The 20,632-nt window shown below is 65.4% G+C and carries 15 protein-coding genes and 1 tRNA gene; 6 read left to right on the top strand and 10 right to left on the bottom strand.

Going from position 1 to position 20,632, the window contains the following annotated elements; all coding sequences use genetic code 11:
• Position 1 precedes the first annotated feature (1 nt).
• The 6 genes from SPI01S_RS02295 to SPI01S_RS21660 all read left to right on the top strand — a co-directional run bounded on the left by SPI01S_RS02295 (position 2) and on the right by SPI01S_RS21660 (position 6,789).
• Complete coding sequence (locus SPI01S_RS02295; RefSeq protein WP_066717720.1) at positions 2 to 2,770, top strand: TonB-dependent receptor; 2,769 nt, start codon at positions 2 to 4, stop codon at positions 2,768 to 2,770.
• A 181-nt stretch (positions 2,771 to 2,951) separates the two neighbouring features.
• Positions 2,952 to 3,027: transfer RNA gene (locus tag SPI01S_RS02300), tRNA-Thr, on the top strand.
• A gap of 161 nt (positions 3,028 to 3,188) precedes the next feature.
• Positions 3,189 to 4,076: a tyrosine-type recombinase/integrase gene (locus SPI01S_RS02305; protein ID WP_066717398.1), complete on the top strand. Its 888-nt coding sequence runs from the start codon at positions 3,189 to 3,191 to the stop codon at positions 4,074 to 4,076.
• Positions 4,077 to 4,087: 11 nt separating this feature from the next.
• Positions 4,088 to 5,214 (top strand): IS3 family transposase gene (locus tag SPI01S_RS02315; protein ID WP_157084519.1). Its coding sequence is split into 2 segments (ribosomal slippage): positions 4,088 to 4,340 and positions 4,340 to 5,214, totalling 1,128 coding nucleotides; the frame shifts between segments, so codons are not numbered across the junction.
• Positions 5,215 to 5,493, top strand: a complete 279-nt coding sequence (locus SPI01S_RS02320; RefSeq protein ID WP_066717409.1) for a hypothetical protein — start codon at positions 5,215 to 5,217, stop codon at positions 5,491 to 5,493.
• A gap of 573 nt (positions 5,494 to 6,066) precedes the next feature.
• Positions 6,067 to 6,789 carry a TonB family protein gene (locus SPI01S_RS21660; RefSeq protein ID WP_157084520.1) on the top strand — a complete coding sequence of 241 codons (723 nt, stop codon included), beginning with the start codon at positions 6,067 to 6,069 and terminating at the stop codon, positions 6,787 to 6,789.
• A gap of 3 nt (positions 6,790 to 6,792) precedes the next feature.
• Here SPI01S_RS21660 and SPI01S_RS02330 read toward each other — a convergent pair whose 3' ends face one another.
• The 10 genes from SPI01S_RS02330 to SPI01S_RS02375 form a co-directional block, all read right to left on the bottom strand.
• The gene (locus SPI01S_RS02330; RefSeq protein ID WP_218017569.1) at positions 6,793 to 7,830 is read right to left on the bottom strand and encodes a cytochrome-c peroxidase; all 1,038 of its coding nucleotides are present in this window, start codon (positions 7,828 to 7,830) and stop codon (positions 6,793 to 6,795) included.
• Between the two features lie 44 nt (positions 7,831 to 7,874).
• Positions 7,875 to 10,364, bottom strand: coding sequence for a TonB-dependent receptor plug domain-containing protein (locus tag SPI01S_RS02335; protein ID WP_245653440.1), 2,490 nt, complete (start codon positions 10,362 to 10,364; stop codon positions 7,875 to 7,877).
• A gap of 210 nt (positions 10,365 to 10,574) precedes the next feature.
• Entirely contained in the window at positions 10,575 to 12,140 is a 1,566-nt protein-coding gene (locus tag SPI01S_RS02340) for a sensor histidine kinase (protein ID WP_066717417.1), read from the bottom strand.
• Positions 12,137 to 12,838, bottom strand: coding sequence for a response regulator transcription factor (locus SPI01S_RS02345; RefSeq protein WP_066717724.1), 702 nt, complete (start codon positions 12,836 to 12,838; stop codon positions 12,137 to 12,139). Before SPI01S_RS02345 ends, SPI01S_RS02340 begins: the two co-directional genes overlap by 4 nt.
• Before the next feature lie 32 nt (positions 12,839 to 12,870).
• Complete coding sequence (locus SPI01S_RS02350; RefSeq protein WP_157084521.1) at positions 12,871 to 14,349, bottom strand: DUF4153 domain-containing protein; 1,479 nt, start codon at positions 14,347 to 14,349, stop codon at positions 12,871 to 12,873.
• An 856-nt stretch (positions 14,350 to 15,205) separates the two neighbouring features.
• On the bottom strand, positions 15,206 to 16,018 hold the full coding sequence (locus tag SPI01S_RS02355; RefSeq protein WP_066717427.1) for a sulfite exporter TauE/SafE family protein: 813 nt from the start codon (positions 16,016 to 16,018) through the stop codon (positions 15,206 to 15,208).
• Positions 16,018 to 17,565: a CRTAC1 family protein gene (locus SPI01S_RS02360; protein ID WP_084253232.1), complete on the bottom strand. Its 1,548-nt coding sequence runs from the start codon at positions 17,563 to 17,565 to the stop codon at positions 16,018 to 16,020. The genes SPI01S_RS02355 and SPI01S_RS02360 overlap by 1 nt, the downstream gene beginning before the upstream one ends.
• A 5-nt stretch (positions 17,566 to 17,570) precedes the next feature.
• A complete protein-coding gene (locus tag SPI01S_RS02365; protein WP_066717432.1) occupies positions 17,571 to 18,920 on the bottom strand; it encodes an MFS transporter in 1,350 nt (449 codons plus the stop codon).
• Positions 18,921 to 18,965: 45 nt separating this feature from the next.
• Positions 18,966 to 19,985, bottom strand: a complete 1,020-nt coding sequence (locus tag SPI01S_RS02370) for a FecR family protein (protein ID WP_084253218.1) — start codon at positions 19,983 to 19,985, stop codon at positions 18,966 to 18,968.
• The gene (locus SPI01S_RS02375; RefSeq protein WP_066717434.1) at positions 19,894 to 20,502 is read right to left on the bottom strand and encodes a sigma-70 family RNA polymerase sigma factor; all 609 of its coding nucleotides are present in this window, start codon (positions 20,500 to 20,502) and stop codon (positions 19,894 to 19,896) included. Before SPI01S_RS02375 ends, SPI01S_RS02370 begins: the two co-directional genes overlap by 92 nt.
• Positions 20,503 to 20,632: the final 130 nt, after the last annotated feature.

Below are 20,632 nucleotides of genomic sequence, written 5' to 3' on the forward strand. Positions count from 1 at the left end.
CATGCGTACTAAGCCGATCACGTTGAAGAATTCCTCCTGCGCAGCGGCCCTGCTCGTCGCTGCATTCACCGCGCCTGCGTTCGCGCAGGACGCCGCGCCGCAGCCGGCGCAGAGCAGTGCCGACACCGCCAGCGGCGGCGACGAGATCGTCGTCACCGGCATCCGCGGCAGCTTGCGCCGCGCGATCGAAGTGAAGCGCAATGCCAACGCGGTGGTCGACGTTATCTCCTCCGAAGACATCGGCAAGTTCCCCGACCGTAACGTCGCGGAATCGCTGTCGCACATCCCCGGCGTCAGCATCGATCGCCGCTTCGGCGAGGGTGAAAAGGTCGCGATCCACGGCACCGATCCGGCGCTGAACCGCATGCTCCTCGATGGCCACGGCGTCGCCTCGGCCGATTGGGGCGGCAACGACAACGACCCCAGCAGCCGTACCTTCAACTATTCGCTGCTCGCGCCCGAACTGGTCGAGCGCCTCGAAGTCTACAAGTCGCCGGAAGCCCGCCTGGAAGACGGCAGCATCGGCGGCAGCGTCATCGTCCGCACCCGCCGCCCGCTCGATCTCAAGGCGAACACGCTGTTCGGCTCGGCCGGCTATTCGTACAATGATCGCGCCGAGAAGGGCAACATCCGCGGCTCGGGCCTGTACAGCTGGAAGAACGATTCCGAGACGTTCGGCATCCTTCTCGCCGGCACCTATGACAAGCAGAACCTGGTGCGCGGGGGCGTGGAATTCTTCGGCTACTCGTCGGGCAAGGACTTCTTCCAGACCGATGCGAACGGCACCGTCCTGAACGACGCCAGCGGCCAGCCGCTGCTGAAGAACCCCAACGCGACGATCAACGGCGGCACCCGCCAGGACCTGCTGAACGCGCGCTATCCGTTCGGCATCAACCACGCCTTCTTCCAGCAGGAGCGCGAGCGCACCAGCCTCTTCGGCGCGGTCGAGTACAAGCCGACCCCGAGCACCCGCATCACGATCAACGGGCTGCACATCGACGGCAACTACAACAACTACAGCCAGTCGCTGTACGTGATCCCCGGCGCCTGGTCCGGTGCGCTCGCCCAGTCGCTGACGATCGATCGCGGCCTGGTCACCGCGGGCACCTTCGGCGCGGCCGACCGCAACGTGACCCAGAACGCCCAGCTCGACACGCTGGTCCGCAGCACCAAGCTGAAGACCGACAACTATAACGGCGTGTTCGAATGGACCGCGCCGGACGGCGGCAAGATCACCGTCGGCGGCGGCTGGAGCAAGGCGACCGGCGGCAAGACCCCCGAGTATCTGTTCGACACCCAGGTCGCCCTGCCGTACAGCTATGCCTTCACCGGCAGCAGCGCCAACGTGAACTTCACCGGCGACCTGAAGAACCCGGCCAACTACTTCAACAGCAACGGCGTCGAGGCGCAGACGATCGACGGCGTGCCGATCGTCGTCAACGGCACGCAGCTGGTGGCGGCCCGCAGCGGCGGCGTCGACATCAGCAAGACGACCGATGAAGACATGTACGGCAATATCGACATGGAGTTCCCGGTCGAGCTGGCGTTCTTCAGCAAGGTGCGCGGCGGCCTGAAATATGTCCACCACATCAACCGCCAGGATGCCGGCGGCAGCAACACCTACCGCGCCAACCCCTACACCGTCGCGGACCTGGGCGTGCCGACCTCGGTAACCCCGGACGGCGTCTTCGGCGGCCTCAACGCCACCGGCAACGCCACGGTTTTCCTGAACCTGCCGCGCCAGTCGGTGATCGACATCCTGAACAATTCGATCACCATCCCGGTCGCGAAGCCGACCGCGACCTACTATGTCTCTGAAAGCACCGCAGCGGGCTATCTCCAGCTCGACTTCGACCAGGGCGGCTTCCGCGGCAACCTCGGCGGCCGGCTGGTCTACACCCAGCAGGTCTCCAATTCGACCAGCCAGATCAACCAGGGCGGCACGCCGATCTTCGTGCCGAGCTCGGTCTCGCACGACTATGTGAAGTTCCTGCCTGCGTTCAACATCGCCTATTCGGTGCGTCCGGACGTGGTGGTGCGCGGCGCGGCTGCCAAGGTCATCGCCCGTCCGCGCTTCAGCGATCTGGCCGGCTCGTTCAGCCAGAACGACGTCACGCTCGACGCCGGCGGCGGCAATCCGGACCTGAAGCCCTACGAATCGACCAACTACGAGCTCTCGGCAGAATATTATCCGCGCCCGGGCGCCGTGCTCTCGCTCGAGCTCTTCCGGCGTGAGATCGGCTCGTACATCATCAACACCCGCCAGGAAGGCGTGCAGCTGTTCAACAGCCTGACGCAGCGCTTCGCATCCTATGGCGTGTCGCGGCCGATCAACGGCGGCAACGCCAAGGTGAACGGCGTGCTCGTCGCGGGCCAGGCGGAAATCTGGGGCGGGTTCGGCCTGCAGGCGAACTACAGCTATGCCGATGCCTCGACCGACAACGGGCTCAACATGCCCTATCTGTCGCGGCACACCGTCAACGTGATCCCCTATTACGAGAAGGGGCCGATCCAGGCGCGCCTGAGCTACAACTACCGCTCGTCCTACTTCCGGACGATCGGCCGCCTGAACTCGATCGACATGGTCGCGCCGTACAGCCAGCTTGATTTCTCGGCCAGCTACCAGCTGACGCCGCAGATCTCGATCAGCGTCAACGCGCAGAACCTGCTCGACGAAACCTACTATCAGTACAGCGGCGATCGCCGCGCGCCGACCGCCTTCTACAAGAACGGCCGGACCTTCGCGGGCAGCGTCAGCTTCCGCCTGTAAGCGATCCGCTGCGCTCCCGGGTGCAAGCCCGGGAGACGGCAATCGAACGACGCAAGAGCCGTCCGCCAGCACCAGCCGGCGGGCGGCTTTTTGCAAGCAGGGAAAGAGGCTTTCCTTCCCGCTTGACCCGTCGCCGCAAACCGCGCAGATGCGTGCCCAGCCTTTTTGCGGCGAGCCAAGGGCCGGTTTAGCTCAGCTGGTAGAGCAGCGGTTTTGTAAACCGAAGGTCGCGGGTTCGATTCCTGCAACCGGCACCATCCACCTTTCCGCAGGCATCCAAGGGCATCCAAAATTGGCGGATTTGCGTGGTTTTTGACGGCATCTGATCCACCCAGATCCGGGTCAATCCATTGGAACCCGCGGCCCCTGACGGTATATTTGACGGTATCAGCACTGCGCCAGCGGAGGAGATACCGTCATGCTCACCGATGCAGCCGTCCGTCGAATCAAACCGCGGGACAAAGCGTTCAAAACCCAGGACATGCACGGCATGTACCTCCTCGTTCAACCTGGCGGTGGTCGGTACTGGCGATGGGACTATCGTCACGACGGCAAGCGCGGCACGGTGGCGCTGGGCCTATATCCTAACGTCTCCCTAAAGGAAGCACGCGAGCGCCGGGAGAACGCTCGGAAACTGCTCGAGAAGGGCATTAACCCCTCCTCCTACGGCAAACTGACGCGCGGCGTGGGCAGCATTTCGGCCGGAGATACGTTCGCCACCGTCGCCGACGAATGGCTGAAGAAGATCGAGGCGGAAGGGCGAGCTGCGAAGACCCTCGAAAAGCTGCGCTGGCTGATTGCGTTCGCCAACCCGCTGATCGGCACTCGACCGATCGGCGACATCAGCGCGCCAGAGCTGCTCACCGTATTGAGGACAGTGGAGGTTCGGGGCCGCTATGAGACGGCACGACGCCTCCGCAGCAGCTGTAGCAGCGTCATTCGCTACGCGATCGCCACCGGACGGGCGCAGCGAGATGTGACCGCCGATCTCCAGGGCGCCCTGATCACGCCCAAGGTCAAGCATCATGCCGCGATCATCGAACCCGACAAGGTCGGCGCACTCTTGCGCGCCATAGACGGGTACGAAGGTCAGCCATCAGTTGCCCTGGCGCTTCGGATCCTCATCTGGAGCGTTCGCGCCAACGGCTGCTTTCCACTGCCACTCCTGTCCCGCCATATCTCTACGGGGCTCAAGGCGAGCAGATGCCTAACGCTTTCTGCCACGGACTGGCTGACTATGGCGCGGTCAAGGGCATTGACGTGCTCCCCTGAAACTCCTCCATTTATAAGTAGAGTCCTCGACTAAGGAGGACGGAGATGAAGCGCAGCAGGTTTACGGAAGAGCAGATCATCGGGATCTTACGCGAGCAGGAGGCCGGGTCGTCGACGGCAGACGTGTGCCGGAAGCACGGTGTAAGCAGCGCGACGTTTTACAAGTGGAAGGCGACGTACGGCGGCATGGACGTGTCGCAGGCGCGCAAGCTGAAGGTGCTCGAGGACGAGAACGCGCGGCTGAAGCGGCTGCTGGCCGATGCGATGCTCGACAATGCGGTACTGAAGGAAGTTGCCGCAAAAAACTGGTGAAGCCTGCCGCTCGCCGAAGGGCTGTCGAGGATGTGCGGCAGGCCTTCGGCATCAGCGAGCGTCGGGCATGCGCCATTCTGAGCGTGGATCGGTCGTCGATGCGCTATGCGCATCGGCGTAGTGATGATGGCGACCTGCGGTCGCGGCTTCGCGAGATCGCGCTTGAGCGCCGTCGGTTCGGCTATCGGCGGCTTGGGATCATGCTGGCCCGAGAAGGGATCGTCATGAACCACAAGAAGCTGCTGCGGCTGTATCGCGAGGAGAATCTGCGGGTGCGTCGTCGCCGCGGCCGCAAACGGGCGATGGGCACGCGGGCGCCGATGGCGCACCCGCAGGGGCCGAACCAACGGTGGAGCCTGGACTTTGTGAGCGATACGCTGGTGTGCAGCCGGCGCATCCGTATCCTTGCCGTCTTCGACGACTTCACGCGGGAGAACCTGGCGCTGGTGGTGGATACATCGCTGTCGGGCGCTCGTGTTGCTCGCGAGCTCGACGCGATCATCGCGGTGCGCGGCAGGCCCCTGATGATCGTCAGCGACAACGGGACCGAACTGACGAGTCTGGCAATCCTGCGCTGGGCGCAGGACCGGCAGATTGAGTGGCATTACATCGCGCCGGGCAAGCCGCAGCAGAATGGCTATGTCGAGAGCTTTAATGGTCGCTTGCGCGACGAATGCCTGAACGAGACGCTGTTTGCCTCGCTGAGCCATGCCCGCTCGGTGCTGAGCAACTGGCGAGACGACTACAACCATGTGCGGCCGCATAGCGGTATAGGCGGGCTGACGCCCGCCGATGCCGCCAGACGCGTTGCGCAAACCCACCCGCCAGGGCATCCTGGCAGCCCCGGACTCTACTTATAAATGGAGGAGTTTCAGGGGAGCACGTCAGCCGCGCGCCGGGCCGAGATTCGACACCGCGCGTGGCTGGAGGAACAGGAGAAATGCCGCCGCCGCGAGGACGAGCGCAACATCGCCAAATCTTACGAGGAAAGCCTGACCTCCCTGCAGAGCGCTATCCAGCGATGGTCAAGGGTAATGGAGATCGAACAGTTCTTCTCCCAAGCCGAGCAACGCGCAGCAATACTGCCCAGCGAAGCCCGAACGAACGTGTGGAGCGGGTCAGCCTTGCCCGAGACCTGATCGGTAATCAGGACCCCCTCGACCTCCTTCGAGAATGGAGGTCGCCCGCCGAACTCTATAAGCCGCTATTTGCCGAATCCGCGAATGCAGTGCGGCAGCAAATGCGCAGAAAACTCTGACGGCCGCTATAGCTGGACGTCCCCTAGGTCTCAGCTCGGCTGGATGTAACCCCAAATCGGCGGCAGCATCCGACCAGCTCCAGCCATTATTGTTCAACTTGAGGATGGCCGGTTTCAGAAACTTCTGCCGTTCGGGCGGCAATTGCCGTCGTTAAAATGCCGTGCTCCAATCACCGAAGCGCTCCGGCAGATTGCACCACGGGCTGCCCGTCGCGCGATCCGCAACACCGCCTCCAAGAATAGCCGACTGCCCCGACCGCTTCGGCCCGTCAGTCCGCTTGCCCAGACAATGCGGCTCGATCGCCACTGGGCCTCCGGCAGTACGTCTCGGTCCATCCACAGCGTGAATCACATCAGCGCCACTGCGTGAATCCTCACGATCCCTGATCGCCCTGCAACCACTCGACCCGCCGAGAATATTGCTATTGCATATCGTTCGCTATAACAGACAACCGTGTATCTGTCTCATCCTTCCATGTCCGAACGATCCGGCGCCGCGACGCTGACGGCGTCGGTTACCGCCGCGCTCCTCGGTGCGGTCATCACACTGTCGCGACTGGGCGAGCCGGTTCCCTCCGGTGGCGGCGCAATGCGGATATTCGACGTCGTGGGCGTAGCGCCAGCCGATGCCACGCCTGATTCGATGGCCAAGGCGCCCGACGAACCGCCGCGATCGACGCCGCCCGCTGCGACTCCCGCCCCGGCGATACAGGACCCGCCCGAACCCAAAGTCGAAGCCGCCATCGTTTCAGCCCCTGCGTCCGCACCCTCCGCCCCCGCGCTGCGAGCGGAAGGAACGACGTCGCCGCTCTCGGGAGCGGCACAGGCGAGCACGATAGCCGTGTCCGAAGCCACTCCGGGTGCAGCGCGCAGCAGTGTATCCCCTACGCAAGCGGCAGCGGATGCCGATTTCTATGGCCGTCTCGTTTTCCGCGAGATCCGTGCCCGCCAGACATTTCCGCCCGAGCTGGCGCGCATGGGTATTGGCGGCATCGTCGTGGTGGAGTTTCGCGTCTCGCCGCGCGGCCGGATCATCGCGGCTGCCGTTTTTCTTTCCTCTCAAAGCCGGCAGCTCGACACGCTGGCGGTCGCCCAGGTCCTGGCAACGCCGCTCCCCGCACCGCCACGGGGAGAGGCGCGGACGTTCCGTATCCCGATGCGCTACCAGCTGGACTGACGCTCACAGGATCTCCAGAAAGGCAACCAGAGCGGCGCGCTCGTCGGGAGTCAGCGCCAGCTTCTGAAGTTGCGGATCATGGCGCGGCGGCGGCGCACTGGTCGTGGCGCTCTGCGCTGCCCGGTCCACACCTCCGCCCGCAACATAGAGGTTCACCACACCCGCCAGGCTGGGAAAAAGGCCGTTGTGCATATACGGGCCGGTCCGTCGCACCGCGCGCAGCGACGGCGTCCGGAACCGACCGACATCGGCGGGGTCGTGCGTTATCCCGTAGCGACCGATGTCCTCCCGCCGCCGGCCGTAGAAGCTGATGCCCAGATTGTGGAATTTCTGGTCGGTCAGCAACGGGCCGTTGTGGCAGTTGGCGCACCGCGCCTTGGTGCGGAATAGGTGCAGCCCCTGCAGTTGCTGGTCGGTCAGGACCTCGGTACCGCGGGTGAAGACGCGGTCCCATGGGGTCTGCGGCGGGCGCAAACTCCGCTCGAAGCTCGCCAGCGCTCGCGCTACTTCCGCCATCCCGATGCGGGGGACGCCGAACGCCGCCCCAAACCCCCGCCGATAGGATTCGTCGCGGTTGATCCAGCCCTCGATCTGCCTAGGATGACCTGCCATTTCAATGGGATTGGCGATGGGTTGCAGCGCCTGATGCTCGAGCGTGGGGCTCCGACCGTCCCAGAACAATGTGTTCTGGAAGCCCACAGTGTACAGACCCGGCGCGTTGCGCTGGCCGCGACGGCGGTCATGCCCGAAGGACGTGCGCAGCCCGTCGCCGAAGCCTAGCTCAGGACTGTGGCAGGACGCACAGGCGAACTGCCCGGTAGCCGACAGGCGCCGTTCGTCAAACAATCGCGCACCAAGTGCAATCCGCTGTGCTTCGATGGTATCGGGCGGCAGCAGCGCGGGCAGCGGCCCGAACTCGACAAAGTCCACCCCCGCATCCACTTCGGCACGCGGCCAGCCGGATACGGGGCCGGAATAGGCGCGACGAAGTTCTGAAGCATCCATAGACTGCCGCAGCCCCGCCGCGGTGAGGAACAGCAAGAATGCGCCCAGCAACGCGAGGTGAAACACGCGGTGCATCGCGTTCAGAACCGATAGGCCAGGCCGAACCAGGCCGATCGCCCCATCTGATAGGGATTGGCGGTCAACGCAGAATCCTGCACCGGGACGCGGTTGAGCAGATTGGCGATACGGGCATCGAGCGTGAGCGTGCCTGCGCGGCTGCGGATCACGTCGAATTGGGCATTGAGGTTCACGTCCAGACCCGACGCATAGTGCCGAAGCGCCACGACATCATAGCGTGCGCCGTTAACCGTCTGCCGCTCACCGGTCACTTCAATGCGATCGAAACCGTTCCGATAGCGCGCATTGACGTTGGTGGTCAGCCGATCGCTGAACCAGCGGCCGGTCCAGGTGAGATTGGCGAGGAACGGCGAGGCAAATTCCAGCCGCTGGTTCTGTTCGTTGATCGACGAGGCGGAAACCAGTGCGCCGTTGTAGACGTAGAGCACGGCCTCGTCCTCCACGTCGTCGCTAGTCACGAAATAGTCGGTGTTGCTGGTGAAGGCCTTTGAATAATTGACGTTCGCAGCGATGCTTTGTTTTCCGAAGGCTCGGGTCCATTCAAGAGAGGCGCCGCGATAGCGGCTGCGCCCCTCGTTGTTGGGCGTATAGAGGGTGTAGGTTGTCGTCGCGCCGGTCGCCAGCGTCCCGGTGACGCGCGTTGCAGACGATCGCGAAAATTCGTCCTTCGCCCAGCGGAACACCCCCTTCAAGCGGATCGTGCCGCCCAGCACCCGGCCGGTGATCGCCCCGGTAAGCTCGTCCGAATAGGGCGTCTTGAGATTGGCGTTCGCATAGCTGGTCGAGTGCGAGGTGTCGTACAGCGTCCAGCCGGCGTCGGAAAAAACCAGACTGCTGCCGGAACGAACGCCCGCACGCCGATAGATGAAATTGTCGGGATATTGCTCTCGCAGCGCATAGCCCAGCATCGACCGGCCATAATAGCGGTTGGCACCCGCCGTAGCTGCCCAGCCCTGCCATGGCAGGGCCACGGTCGCCGAAAGGCGCGGCGCAAAGTTGTGGTTGCCCAGGAAGCTTTCATAATCGTACCGAAGCCCGCCCCGAAGATCGACCGGGCCGGCCTTCACCGCATATTCCGTCCAGGCCGAAACGCTGTCCAGCCCAGCGTTCGCCCGATAGGCGCGGTACTCGCTGTACTGGGTCAGCGCATATTGGCCGCTGGCGCACAACAAGCTGTCGCCGCTGCCGCAGACGATATTGGTAGCGCTCGTGCCGCGCGAATAGGCGTTGTTGGTCTGCGGACGGCTGCGCATCGCCTCGAAGCGTTGGTAGTCGACCCCGCCGCGAAGCTCGCCGGCGCCAATATCGCGCGCTGCGGTGAAGGTCAGCGCGAAATTGTTCTGCCACTGATCGACATTGCCAAAACCGCCGATCGTGCAGTTGGTGCTGCTGCACACGTTGCCATTGGTGGAACTGGAAGGAATGGAATAGTTGTTCGGCGAAGCAGTACGGCCTGAATCATTATGACTGAACCGTGCCTTGAGCGACCACCGCGTCATGCCGCTGCCGTCCAGTTGCAACTGCCCCGCGAGACCACCTCCCTTGGAAGTGACGAGATTGTCGATACCGTTCGCCGCGGAGGACTGGCTTTCGTAGGGTGCATAGGTGAGCTGGCCGGTGAGCTTGATGCTCGGCGAAAGGTCCGCCACGCCGCGCAGCATCAGGTTGTCGCTGACGCTGCGTTGCCCATAGGGGGTGCCGCCATAGGCCGCCGCGCGCTGATAGGTGACGTCCGCGCGTGAGCGATTGGCCGCTACGAGCACCGCGACATTCTCCGAGAGCGGCACATCCACGCTGGCGCCGAACCGCCACTTGCGGAAACTGGGCCGCTCCGGCAGCGCCCCGGTGCCAAGTGCCGCGCGGGAGGCATCGGAGATCCGATAGTCCACCAACTCGTCGGACGTGTAGCTCAGGCTGGCATTGCCGCCGAACCGGCGCTTGGGATCGCGGGTGCGGATGTCGAGCGCACCGCCGGTGAACCTGCCGAACTCTGCCGACACGTTCGAATCGCGCACCACGATCTCGCCGATCAGGTTGGAATCAAGCCAGAGGTTCTGTGCGGCGTTGCCGGCCGGCTCGGCGAAATGTTGCGGATTGTTCTCCGTGACGTCGAGCCGGGTGTTGGCATCGATGCCGTCGATGGTGATCAGGTTCTCATAGATGCGCCCGCCCGAGATCGAGATGTCGGCGGGTCGGATGTCCTGGATGGCCTCCCGCGATGCGAGCCCTGCCCGGCGATCGAACTGGACAGTGGGCAAGGCTTTGAGCAGTTGGTTGACGTCGCCGGATCCGGGAACGCGGGCCCTGATCTCTTTCTCACGGATGATCGTTGTCCCTGTGTCGTTGCCGGGCTGCAGTTCGTAGCTGGGATCCGCCTTGTCCCCCGTTGCCACGGTCTCCGGTAGCATCTCGGTCTGCTGTGCCATCGCCGTACCAGCCGACATCAACGCAATGGCGGTAGCCGCTGCGGAGCAGCAGAAACGAACGTGCATGAACGACCCCCTTTGTGATTAGGGTGCGCCCCATAGCAGCCAATAACGCTAATGCAAATGATTCGCACAATCATGTGCGGTGGCGCACTGCTTGACGCCTCCATTGCCGCACCGCGATAGGAAGACAGCTTCCTTTGAAACCAGACGTAGCGCGCCAAAGTCTCGAACGGCCGCTTCGTCCCAATTTCAGGCGCTAGCAGGTCGAAGGCCTCACCATTGAACCGGGAGCGAGATCACAAACGAGGCGCCTGCCGCGTCCGACGCATCCAAGTCGATCTTCCCACGGTTCGCGTCGAGCAACGAGCGCAGGATTGGCAGGCCAAGGCCGGTACCACCATCCGAGCGGCGCGTGGTGAAAAACGGCTCAAAGATGCGATGGCGATCCCCCAAAGGCACCCCTGGACCATCGTCCCTTACGGTAACCGTGACACCTGCGGTCGCTGATCGGGCTGCGAGCGTCACCTGCGTGGCGCCTGCCTGCTTGCTGTTTTCAATCAGCCCCACCAGCACCGCTTCCAGCACGTTGGAGGGAATTGCGACCAGCGGCACAAAGTACTCCGAAATGTTGACAGCGAGCCCAGCGCCCTCGTGCCCATAGGCGTCGGCGAGGCAGCGCATCACATGGAGCACATCGGTCCGCGCCCCCTCCTCTGCCGTCGCCATGTCTGCACGGGCCAGATCGAGCAGCCGGCTGACGAGCAGATTGAGCCGGGCCGCGTCGCCAGCGATATTGGAGAGGAAACGCTCGCGATCCGCGGGGGCCATGTCCCCATGATCCTGCAGCAGCTCGACCGCGCCTCGGATGCCCGCCAGCGGCGTCTTGAATTCATGGCTGACCGCATGGGCGAAGTCCCGCAGGTAGCGCGAGCGCCGCTCGATTGCCTCGGCCATGCTGCCGAAGTCGCGGTACAGCGCCTGGATTTCGATCGCGGCGGTCGTGGGCGCCTCCGGCACCGCCCCGCCCCCCTTTGCGACGGCGCGGGTCGCCTCGCCCAGCGCCTCCACGGGCCGTACGATGCCGCGCGACAGCAGGCCACTCAGCACCACCAGCGTGGCGAAGATCACGACGATGCCGAAAAGGATTTTGCCCCGATCCTCATAGATGCCGACGAATAGCGCGCGCGGCGAGCGTGCGAGCAGCAGCACGCCGACCACCCGGCCATCGACGACGATCGGCTGCGCATGGTGGAGGCGCAGGTCGGAGGCACGGCTCAGCCACTCGAGCGCATAGTGCGGCCGGTAGGCGCCGTTGCGACGCAGCGTCGTCACCGCGCGACCGGCCAGCGCCGCCTGCAGTTCCGGCATCGCGCCATAGGCCAGGCGGGCATCGCCGCCTGCAAGAATGCGCCCTTGCGGGTCGAGTAACTGGATCGACGCAAGCGTCGTGTTTGCCGTCGCACGAAGGACAGGGGCCAAGCGCGTTGCCCAAGCTTGCGTCTCCGGATCGGCCGAGCCTCTTCCAGCGATCGGCACGGGGCGTTCGGGAAAGACCGACGTCAGGCGCAGATCAAGCGTGGACGCACTGGGCATAGTGCCCATGCTCTCCGGCATCCCGTGCGCACCAGGCCATTCTGCAGCGCCCGCCGCTGCCAGCGCGACACTCTGCGCGACCAGCGCGGCCTCGGTCTGGCGCAGCAGGCTGTTCTCATAGACCCGCAGGAATAGCGCCCCGAAGCCCGGCAAAGCCGCCACGAAGACGAAGGTCAGCAGCAGGATCGTGCGGAGCCGCAGGCGCGGCCAATGGCGCCGCACGACCGCCTTGAACCGCTCGATCATCCCGCCCCGCAGGTGCCGAGTCGATAGCCGATCCCGGCGCGGGTCTCGATCACGTCCTCCGCGCCGATCCGCGCGAACTTGCCCCGCAGGTTGCGGATGTGGCTGTCGATTGTGCGATCGGTGATGGCGAAGCCCGGCCCATGGAGCCGGTCGATGATCGCGTCGCGGCTGAACACCTTGGACGGCATCGCCGCCAGCGTGCGCAGGATGCCAAACTCGGTGACGGTGAGCGGCACCGCCTCCCCTGCCCAGCTCGCCTGCCAGCCATCGGGGTCGAGCGTCAGGCGTCCATGCTGGAGCGGCCCCGCCGCCGCGGCGACGTCCGGCGGGCGGCTGCCCACCCGCCGCAGGATCGCCATCACCCGCGCCACCACCTCGCGCGGCGAGAAGGGCTTCACGACATAATCGTCCGCGCCGAGCTCGATGCCGACGACGCGATCGATCTCGTCGTCTCGGCTGGACAGGAACAGGATCGGCAGATCGCCACTGGCGCGCAGCTGCCGGCAGACCTCGATCCCGTCCATCCGCGGCATGTTGATGTCGAGCACGATCAGGTCCGGCGCGTGGGACGCGACCGCGGCCAGCGCCGCCTCGCCATCCTCGGCCTCGATCGCATCGAGCCCGGCCTTGGCCAGCGCGAACACCAGCAGTTGGCGGATGTGCGGATCATCGTCCGCGACCAGGATCGTCCGGGGCATGGGGCACTGGATCATGGCGCGCGCCGCCCCCGTCAAGATCGGACTTGCGGGGGAATGATGCTGCCGTCGCACCACTCCCGGCTGTAGTTGGCAGTCAGCGGGCGCGGCGCCCCCGGTCCGACGAGCGCGCGGGCCGCTGCCAGGCGGCGCGCGCCATGCCATGTCCAGTACCGTCCATCCGCCTGCCGCGTCTCGAGATCCCGGAGGAGCTCGGCGCGCACATAGCGCACGCGGTCCAACTTCTCGGCGTCCATCGGCCGGCGTTCCAGCGCAATCAGCGGCAGCAGGGCACTGTCCCCACTGCGATGCAGATAGCAGAGGTCGATCTTCGCCGGGTCGGCAGCCTGCACGTTCCAGCGGGCCGCAATCGCTTCGATGTCGACGAAACAGCAGGCGGTCAGCACAACACCGGCAGCCAGCACGTTGCAGTTGATCAGCCAGCGCGCACTGCGCCCGCGGAGGATGCGCCAGCAGATCAGCACCAGGCCGAGTGCAACCAGCGCCATCCACAGCAGCGCCGCGATCCGCCAGGAGGTGAGCATCGACTCTTGGATATACTGCACCGTCCGTAGCGCGCTGGAGGCGACGAGCACCAGGTTCTGCGCCACCCACAGGGCTACCATCCGCCGCGCCCAGGGATCTCGTTCGCTCGCACTGCCCGGCCGCAGCATGGCCAGCGCCATCGCGCCGGCGATCAGGGCCGTGACGATTAGCGGATAGGCGCCACGATGCACATAGTCCGTCCGGGTCATGCCGTCCGGCAGCGCGCCTCCGCTCCAAAGGAAAGCGATGTCGAGGGCATTCTGGACCGCGAAGATCAGGTTGAAGAGCGCGAGGGCAATCAACACCGACGGCAGCGACGTACCGGGAAGGATCGGCTCCAGATCCGGCACGCGACGAGCAACGCGCAGCGCGAGCGCGCCGGGCCGCAGCATCGGCCAGACGCAGCAGGCGACGAAGGTCCACAGCGCGAGCTGCCACAGGCTGGGCAGCTGGATGGAGGCGAAGGCATGCTCGATCAGCGGGTTCGCCGCCGCGAAGAGGATCAGGAAGACAATGCCGCCGAGCAGCGGCAGGGCCAGCGTAGTCGCGAGCAGGCGCGGAGAAGCGCCGACGCCCCGTCGTTGCCCGGCGACGCGGCGCAGGTCGGCGAAGAGCCACAGGAAGCCGGTGGCGCCATGGAGGAACAGGCGAACACCCCAATGCCAGGCATCGTCGAAACGCCCAACTCTGGGCGCCACTGTGGCGAACGCGATCGCGCACCAGAACATCGACCATGCCAGCACCCCCGGCTCGTCGAACAGCGATGCCGCGAAAAGCGCCGCCAGCGCGAGCCCAGGCCAAGCGGATCGCGCCCTGCCGATGTCCGGCCGGGTGGCGATGATGGCGAGCAGCCAGGCGCCGGCGAACACACCGACTCTCGCCCCGCCGAAGCTGTCGGCAAAAAGCCTGTCGAACAGGATGATCAGGGCCAAGGCGGCACCGGCCTTGCGGACGAAACTGAAGCGCACGTGTTGCTCCCTCTTGCACAGGAGCAGCGTGGATATGCGATGCTGGTCCATCGCTAGCGCTGGCGCTGAGGAAATTCATGGGAGTGCCTGTGCAGGACCGGTGCAGATTGCTGCCTTCGCTACCGTCGCGGCTGAGACCGTTTAGCGCAAAGCGGTTAGATTGTTGGCCGCATATCACTGGCCGGGCGCAGTAAAATATTTCTCCTTATTGCTTGAATTTGCATCGCTGCGGGCAGATTCACCATCTCTCGCAGCGCGATTGGGCCAACGCGAACCTGAAATCATCGGCTAGTTTGGAATCGAACCCGGCAAGACTTTCCCGGTGACGGTACTTCGCACGGTACCGAGACTGACGGTATCAGCTTAGATGCTTGAATTATCTTTCGGTTTTCGGCGCAATTCGATTCCTGCAACCGGCACCATTTCTCCCATCCCTTTGGCCATCCGACTCTGCCGGGAGGGTCAAGAGAGTTGCCCCTTGATCGGATTGGCGATCGGGCTTTGGACCGCCGCACATCCGGGCTCCCCGCTTGTCAGGAGCACCACGATGTCGCCTCCCCGGACGGAGCTGATGGAAAGTCAGCAAGTCCCCGGCGTCGACGCGCTTGCGCGCCTCGCAGGAGAGGCCGCGGAAGCACGGTTACGCGCTCAGGAGGACGCCGCGCCGGCAAAATTGATCAAGTCCCGGGTTGTAGACCGCAAAGGTCAGGTCGGCCTCCGCGTGCAGCGGGGGAACCCGCAAACGCCCTTCTGGTCATCCTTTTCCGGAAGAAGTGGGAGCGCGACCGCTTTCGCGAGTGGTTCGATGGCAGCGGCATCGCTTCGCCGGATGGGCCGAGGCAGCTTGGCGCGAGCTTTAGCCGATCGCGCGGTGCAGCATCAGATAGGCGATCGCGAGCAGATAGATGCCGAAGATCGTCTTCAGGGGCCGGGACGGCAGCTTGTGCGCTGCCGCCACGCCGTAGGGCGCCGTCACGATCGACATGGCCGCTACCGCCGCCGTCGCGGGCAGGTTTACATAACCGAGCGAGCCCCAGGGCAGCCGCTGCTCGTGCAGCCCGATCAGCACGAAGCCCAGCGTCGTCGGGACCGCGATCAGCGTGCCGACGCCCGATGCTGTCGCGATCGCGCGATGAATGGTGCGCCCGCACAACGTCATCAGCATGATCGCGAGCGTCCCGCCGCCGATGCCGAGCAGCGAGGAAAAGGTCCCGAGTCCGGTTGCGAAGCCTATCCGGAGCATGCCGCCGGGCATCGTGTCGCGCACCACCTTGTCGCCCAGCTTGGGGACAAGGAAATTGATCGACATGAGCCCCACCCCGATCCCGAAGATCAGGGTCAGCACGCGGCCGTCGATCCGGTCGGCGAGCAGCACGCCCGCGCCGCAGCCGAGGACGATCCATGGCGCCCAGCTGCGCAGCGTATCGAATTCCACGGCGCCGCGCTTCGCATGCGCGCGAAGCGACCGCAGCGAGGTTATGATGATCGTCGCGGCCGAGGTGCCGATCGCGACATGGGCATAATGATGCGGATCGCCGCCCAGCAGCGGCAGCACCAGCAGCAATGCGGGAACGACGACAAAGCCACCACCGATCCCGAACAGCCCGGCGGCGAACCCCGCCGCCAGGCCTGCTGCAAGCAAGGCGATCCCGGGAAGGAGCAAGGCCATCAGCGCCCGCCCTCCACCTTCTGGCGCACCACCAGTCGGGTGCCGGCATAGCGCCGCGGATCGACGTTGCGGATCGCCTGCGTCCTGCGGCCCTTCGGCGTCAGGAACGTCACCTCCACGGTGACCGGCGCGATTCTGGACAGCCCGAAATGCACCGGCAGCGCGCTCTGCGTGTTGTAGCCATCGCCGGTACCCAGTTGTCGGGTGGCGAGGATCTTTCCGGCCGCATCGCGTAGCCGCACCTCGGCGCCGGCGCGGGTGAAATGCCCCTTGGCGTCGAGCACCAGCACCTGCAGGCTGCGTGCCGCGACGCTTTTCGGCGAGGTGTTGTGGAAGACGAAATGGCCGCCGACCGGGCCATAGCCATCGGTGATCGACAGATCGAGCGCGCCGTCGCCGTCATAATCGACCCACTGCACGCCGTGATCGCCGGCATTGACCGGGCTGGTGCGCGGCAGCACGTTGACGAAATGGCGGCCGCCCTTGCCATCGGGCTCATTGTGCATCAGCGCGTTGGTCGGCACCTGCTGGCCGACCGGGCCCTCATAAGCCATGATCGACAGGTCGATCCAGCCGTCATTGTCATAGTCGCCCCAGGCGGCACCGACGCCGTGGTTCTCGAAGCCAAGGCCCGCTGCGGCGGAGACATTCTCGAACGTGCCGTCACCCTTGTTTCGGTACAGCGCGTTGGCGCCGTAATTGGGCACGAACAGGTCGAGGTGCCCGTCATTGTCGAAATCGCCGACAGCGCAGCCTACGCCGCCTTCCTCCTTGGTGCGGGGCGGCCCGGCGACGCCCGCCTGGACGGCAACGTCGGTGAAATGCCCGCCATCGTTGCGCCACAGGGCATCTGCCGCGCCCGACTGGTTGGCGAGGAACAGGTCGAGGTCGCCGTCCTCGTCATAGTCGAACCAGCATGCGCCCACGGTCGGGCGCGGGTCGGTGATGCCGTCGCCGGCCAGGATCTGGGCGAACCGGCCTCGGTTGTTGGCGAACAGCTTGTTGGGGCCGATCCGATCGGCGGCGTACACGTCCAGGTCGCCGTCATTGTCGAAATCGACCCAGCTGGTCTGCCGCGCCGAGCGGCCGGAAAAGCCCAGCCCGATCGCCGCGCCGACTTCCTCGAATTTCCTGCCGCCAAGATTGTGGAACACCAATGTCGCGGTCTTGGGATCGGTCGCGCCGCCGAGCAGGTCGAGCCAGCCGTCGCCGTCATAATCGCCCCAGCTCAGGCCGCGCAGTTCATAGCCCTTGGTCGGCAGCCCCATCGCCGCACCGATGCTGACGAAGGTGCCACCGTCGTTGCGGTAGAGCCGCAGCTCGCCGCTCTTGAGCGATACCGCCAGATCGGCATCGCCATCGCCGTCGAAATCGCCCCAGGCGTTGGAAAGCGAGCCCGCGACGCCGAACAGTTCGGGCTGAACCGACTGGAACGGCAGCGGCGGCGCATCGGCGGCGGGCAGCGGCACGCCGTGTTCGTCCTGCACCGGCGCGGCGGCCAGCAACAGGGCGAAGGGAAGCAGGGGCAACAGGCGAACGCGTGCCATCGGCATTACCTTTCGGGATCGGCGCCATCCGCGGCCATCTGGCCGCCGGCGCGGGTTTCGGGCATCAGGAAATAGGCGATGAGCGACAGGGCGATCAGCGCCGAGACGTACCAGTAGAAGCCGTTCTCCAGCCCTTCCCGCTTCAGCCACAGCGCGACATATTCGGCGGTGCCGCCGAACAATGTGTTGGCCAGCGCATAGGGCAGCGCGACACCGAGCGCGCGGATATGGGCGGGGAACATCTCCGCCTTCACCACCGCGTTGATCGACGTGTAGCCGGTGACGAGCAGCAGCCCCGCCAGCACCAGCAGGAACGCCGCGAACGACGAGGTGACATGCTCCAGCCGGGTGAAGATCGGCACGGTCAGCGCCGCGCCGCCGATGCCGAACAGGATCAGCAGCGGCTTGCGCCCGATGCGATCGGAAAGGCCGCCCGCCAGCGGCTGGGCCAGCATGTAGAGGAACAGCGCCGATGCCATGATCGCGGTGGCGGTCTGGCGGCCGAACCCGGCCGAGTTGACCAGGAATTTCTGCATGTAGGTCGAGTATGCGTAGAAGGCGAGCGTGCCGCCGGCGGTCATCACGAACACCGTCAGCGCCGCGCGCGGATGGTGACGGAACAGCACCAGCGCCGCCGAACGCGGGCGATCGGCCCGCGCGGCGCTGTGCGCGAAAGCCTCCGTTTCCTGCAGCCTACGGCGCAGCACATAGACGCCCACCGCCATCACCGCGCCCACCGCAAAGGGAATCCGCCAGCCCCAGGCCTCCAGTTGCGCCTCGCTCAGCACGCCCTGGAGCAGCAACAGCACGCACAGCGCCAGCAGCTGGCCGGCGATCAGCGTGACATATTGGAAGCTGGAGAAGAATCCGCGCAGGCCCGGCCGCGCCATCTCGGACAGATAGGTGGCGCTGGCGCCATATTCGCCGCCGACGGAAAGCCCCTGCATCAGCCGGGCGAGGAGCAGCAGCAGCGGCGCGGCGTTGCCGATCGTCGCATGGCCCGGCGTTGCCGCGATCAGCGCCGAGCCGCCGCCCATCAGCGCTACCGAGAGCGCGAGGCCGGCCTTGCGCCCATGGCGATCGGCATAGATGCCCATGATCCACGCCCCCAGCGGCCGCATCAGAAAGCCGACGGCGAAGATCGCCGCCGCGCTCAGCAACTGCGCGGTGCTGTCGTCCGACGGGAAGAAGACCGGCGCGAAATAGAGGGTGAACGCCGAATAGACGTACCAGTCATACCATTCGACGAGATTGCCTAGTGAGCCGCCGATGATCGAGGTCAGCCGCCGATCTGCCTTGGCGGCTACGATCGGTGCGTGGTCTGCCGTTGAACGCTGCTGTGTCGTGAACTCCATGTCGCCGGAAACGGACCGCGCGACGCTTTCTGCTACTCGGCCGGGCTATTCCGCCGCCGGCATCAGCAGCAGCGATCCATCCGCGCCGGGAAGGGCGCGGATGCCGAAGCTCTGCTCCAGCGCATGGGCGAAATCGTCGGAGCGATCCGAGCGGAAGGTACCACCGATGCGCAGGCCGCTGAGCGCCGGATCGCCGATCACGATCGGGCTGGTGCGGTATCGGTTGAACTCCTCCACCGCCTGCGCGAGCGTGTCGCCGTCGAAGCTGAGCCGCCCCTGCTGCCAGGCGAGGCGGCGGGCGATATCGCGACCGGCGAGCGGCGTCACCGCGATCGCGCCTTGGCGCACCGCGGCGGCATTGCCTGCCGTCACGCGCCGTCCGGTCGCCTGCGCATCGCGCACCAGCACCACGCCCTGGGTGACGGTCACTTCGGTCAGGTCGGGGCGCAGCCGCACCGAAAACGCCGTGCCGACCGCGCGCACCTTGGCGCCGTCCGCATCGACGATGAACGGCCGGGCGGTATCATGCGCCACGTCGAAGCTCGCTTCGCCGCGCAGCAGCCGGATCGCGCGCTCCTTCTTGCCCAGCGCGACCTCGATCGAACTGCCGGTGTTGAGCCGCACGACGCTGCCATCCGCGAGCCGGACGACCCGCTTTTCGCCGATTTCGGTGCGATAGTGATCCACCGCATGATCGAGCTGGAGCGCCACCGTGCCGCCGATCGCCACCGCCAGCACGCTGGCGGCAAGGGTACCGGCCAACATCCGGCGGGTCGGCCGCCACGGCGCGGTTTTCGGCACGACCGGATCGGCCGCCAGATTGGCGTCCCGCCCGCTCAGCGGACAGCGCGGGTCCGTGGGAGCGATCTCGCCCAGCCGCTCGGAGAGTTCCCACGCCGCCTCCACCTTGGCGAAGGCATAGCCGTGCGCCGGGTGCTCCGCGACCCAGCCGAGCGCTTCCTCCCACGCCGCGTCAGTGTCGGCGGCGCGCGCCTTCAGGAACCGCCGCGCTGCCTCGGCCTCGATCGCCTGCCGTTCCGCTGCGCTTGTGAAGGGACCACCCAAAACCCGAACCCTCAAACTCGCCGATCGCCTGCATGATCTTCAGTGCGGCCCGCGCAAGATGCTTGTCTACAGTGGAAACGGACAGGCCCATCTCCTCTGCTATCGCTGTCACCGGCCAATCATAGACGCGCCGCAAAAAGAAAGCACGCCGGCACTGGGGCGGCAACGTATCCAATATGGCCTGCAAGTGGCGCAATTCATCGCGCGCTTCCAGCCGGGCATGCGCGCTATCGTCCACCCCGATCAGTTCCAGGTCGGCGATCACTTCGAACGATACGATCTTGCTGCGGCGCGCCTCGTCGATCACCAAGTTGCGCGCGATCTGGAACAGATAGGCGCGGCCCGACTGCGTCCGATCGATGTCCCCGTTCGCATAGGCGCGCGTCATCGCCTCGGCCACCATGTCGTCGATGTCATAGCCATCGGGCAGGACGCGACGGAGGCGTGCCCGCAAGGCTCCCTCATGCGGCAGGATACACCTTTTATACCAGTCCAGTCGTGCCCGAACGGAATCCATGCGACGCTCCCCCCTTTTCTGTGGGGCATCCTCTCCTGCGGATTCGTGGTTGGCCGGATACGAACAGGTAAGCGGGGGCGTGTCCAGCCACGATGAAATAAAAGTGACACGCCGATTAGCAGAATATGTC

The organism is Sphingomonas pituitosa NBRC 102491 (assembly GCF_001598435.1).
Lineage (GTDB): Bacteria > Pseudomonadota > Alphaproteobacteria > Sphingomonadales > Sphingomonadaceae > Sphingomonas > Sphingomonas pituitosa.

What these genes read in the sequence shown, in the direction of transcription:
- SPI01S_RS02375 (WP_066717434.1), bottom strand. Translation starts at nt 20,502, where the DNA reads ATGGATTCCGTTCGGGCACGACTGGACTGGTATAAAAGGTGTATCCTG.
- SPI01S_RS02305 (WP_066717398.1), top strand. Translation starts at nt 3,189, where the DNA reads ATGCTCACCGATGCAGCCGTCCGTCGAATCAAACCGCGGGACAAAGCG.
- SPI01S_RS02355 (WP_066717427.1), bottom strand. Translation starts at nt 16,018, where the DNA reads ATGGCCTTGCTCCTTCCCGGGATCGCCTTGCTTGCAGCAGGCCTGGCG.
- SPI01S_RS02295 (WP_066717720.1), top strand. Translation starts at nt 2, where the DNA reads ATGCGTACTAAGCCGATCACGTTGAAGAATTCCTCCTGCGCAGCGGCC.
- SPI01S_RS02320 (WP_066717409.1), top strand. Translation starts at nt 5,215, where the DNA reads ATGGAGGAGTTTCAGGGGAGCACGTCAGCCGCGCGCCGGGCCGAGATT.
- SPI01S_RS02335 (WP_245653440.1), bottom strand. Translation starts at nt 10,364, where the DNA reads ATGCACGTTCGTTTCTGCTGCTCCGCAGCGGCTACCGCCATTGCGTTG.
- SPI01S_RS02360 (WP_084253232.1), bottom strand. Translation starts at nt 17,565, where the DNA reads ATGGCACGCGTTCGCCTGTTGCCCCTGCTTCCCTTCGCCCTGTTGCTG.
- SPI01S_RS02340 (WP_066717417.1), bottom strand. Translation starts at nt 12,140, where the DNA reads ATGATCGAGCGGTTCAAGGCGGTCGTGCGGCGCCATTGGCCGCGCCTG.
- SPI01S_RS02365 (WP_066717432.1), bottom strand. Translation starts at nt 18,920, where the DNA reads ATGGAGTTCACGACACAGCAGCGTTCAACGGCAGACCACGCACCGATC.
- SPI01S_RS02345 (WP_066717724.1), bottom strand. Translation starts at nt 12,838, where the DNA reads ATGCCCCGGACGATCCTGGTCGCGGACGATGATCCGCACATCCGCCAA.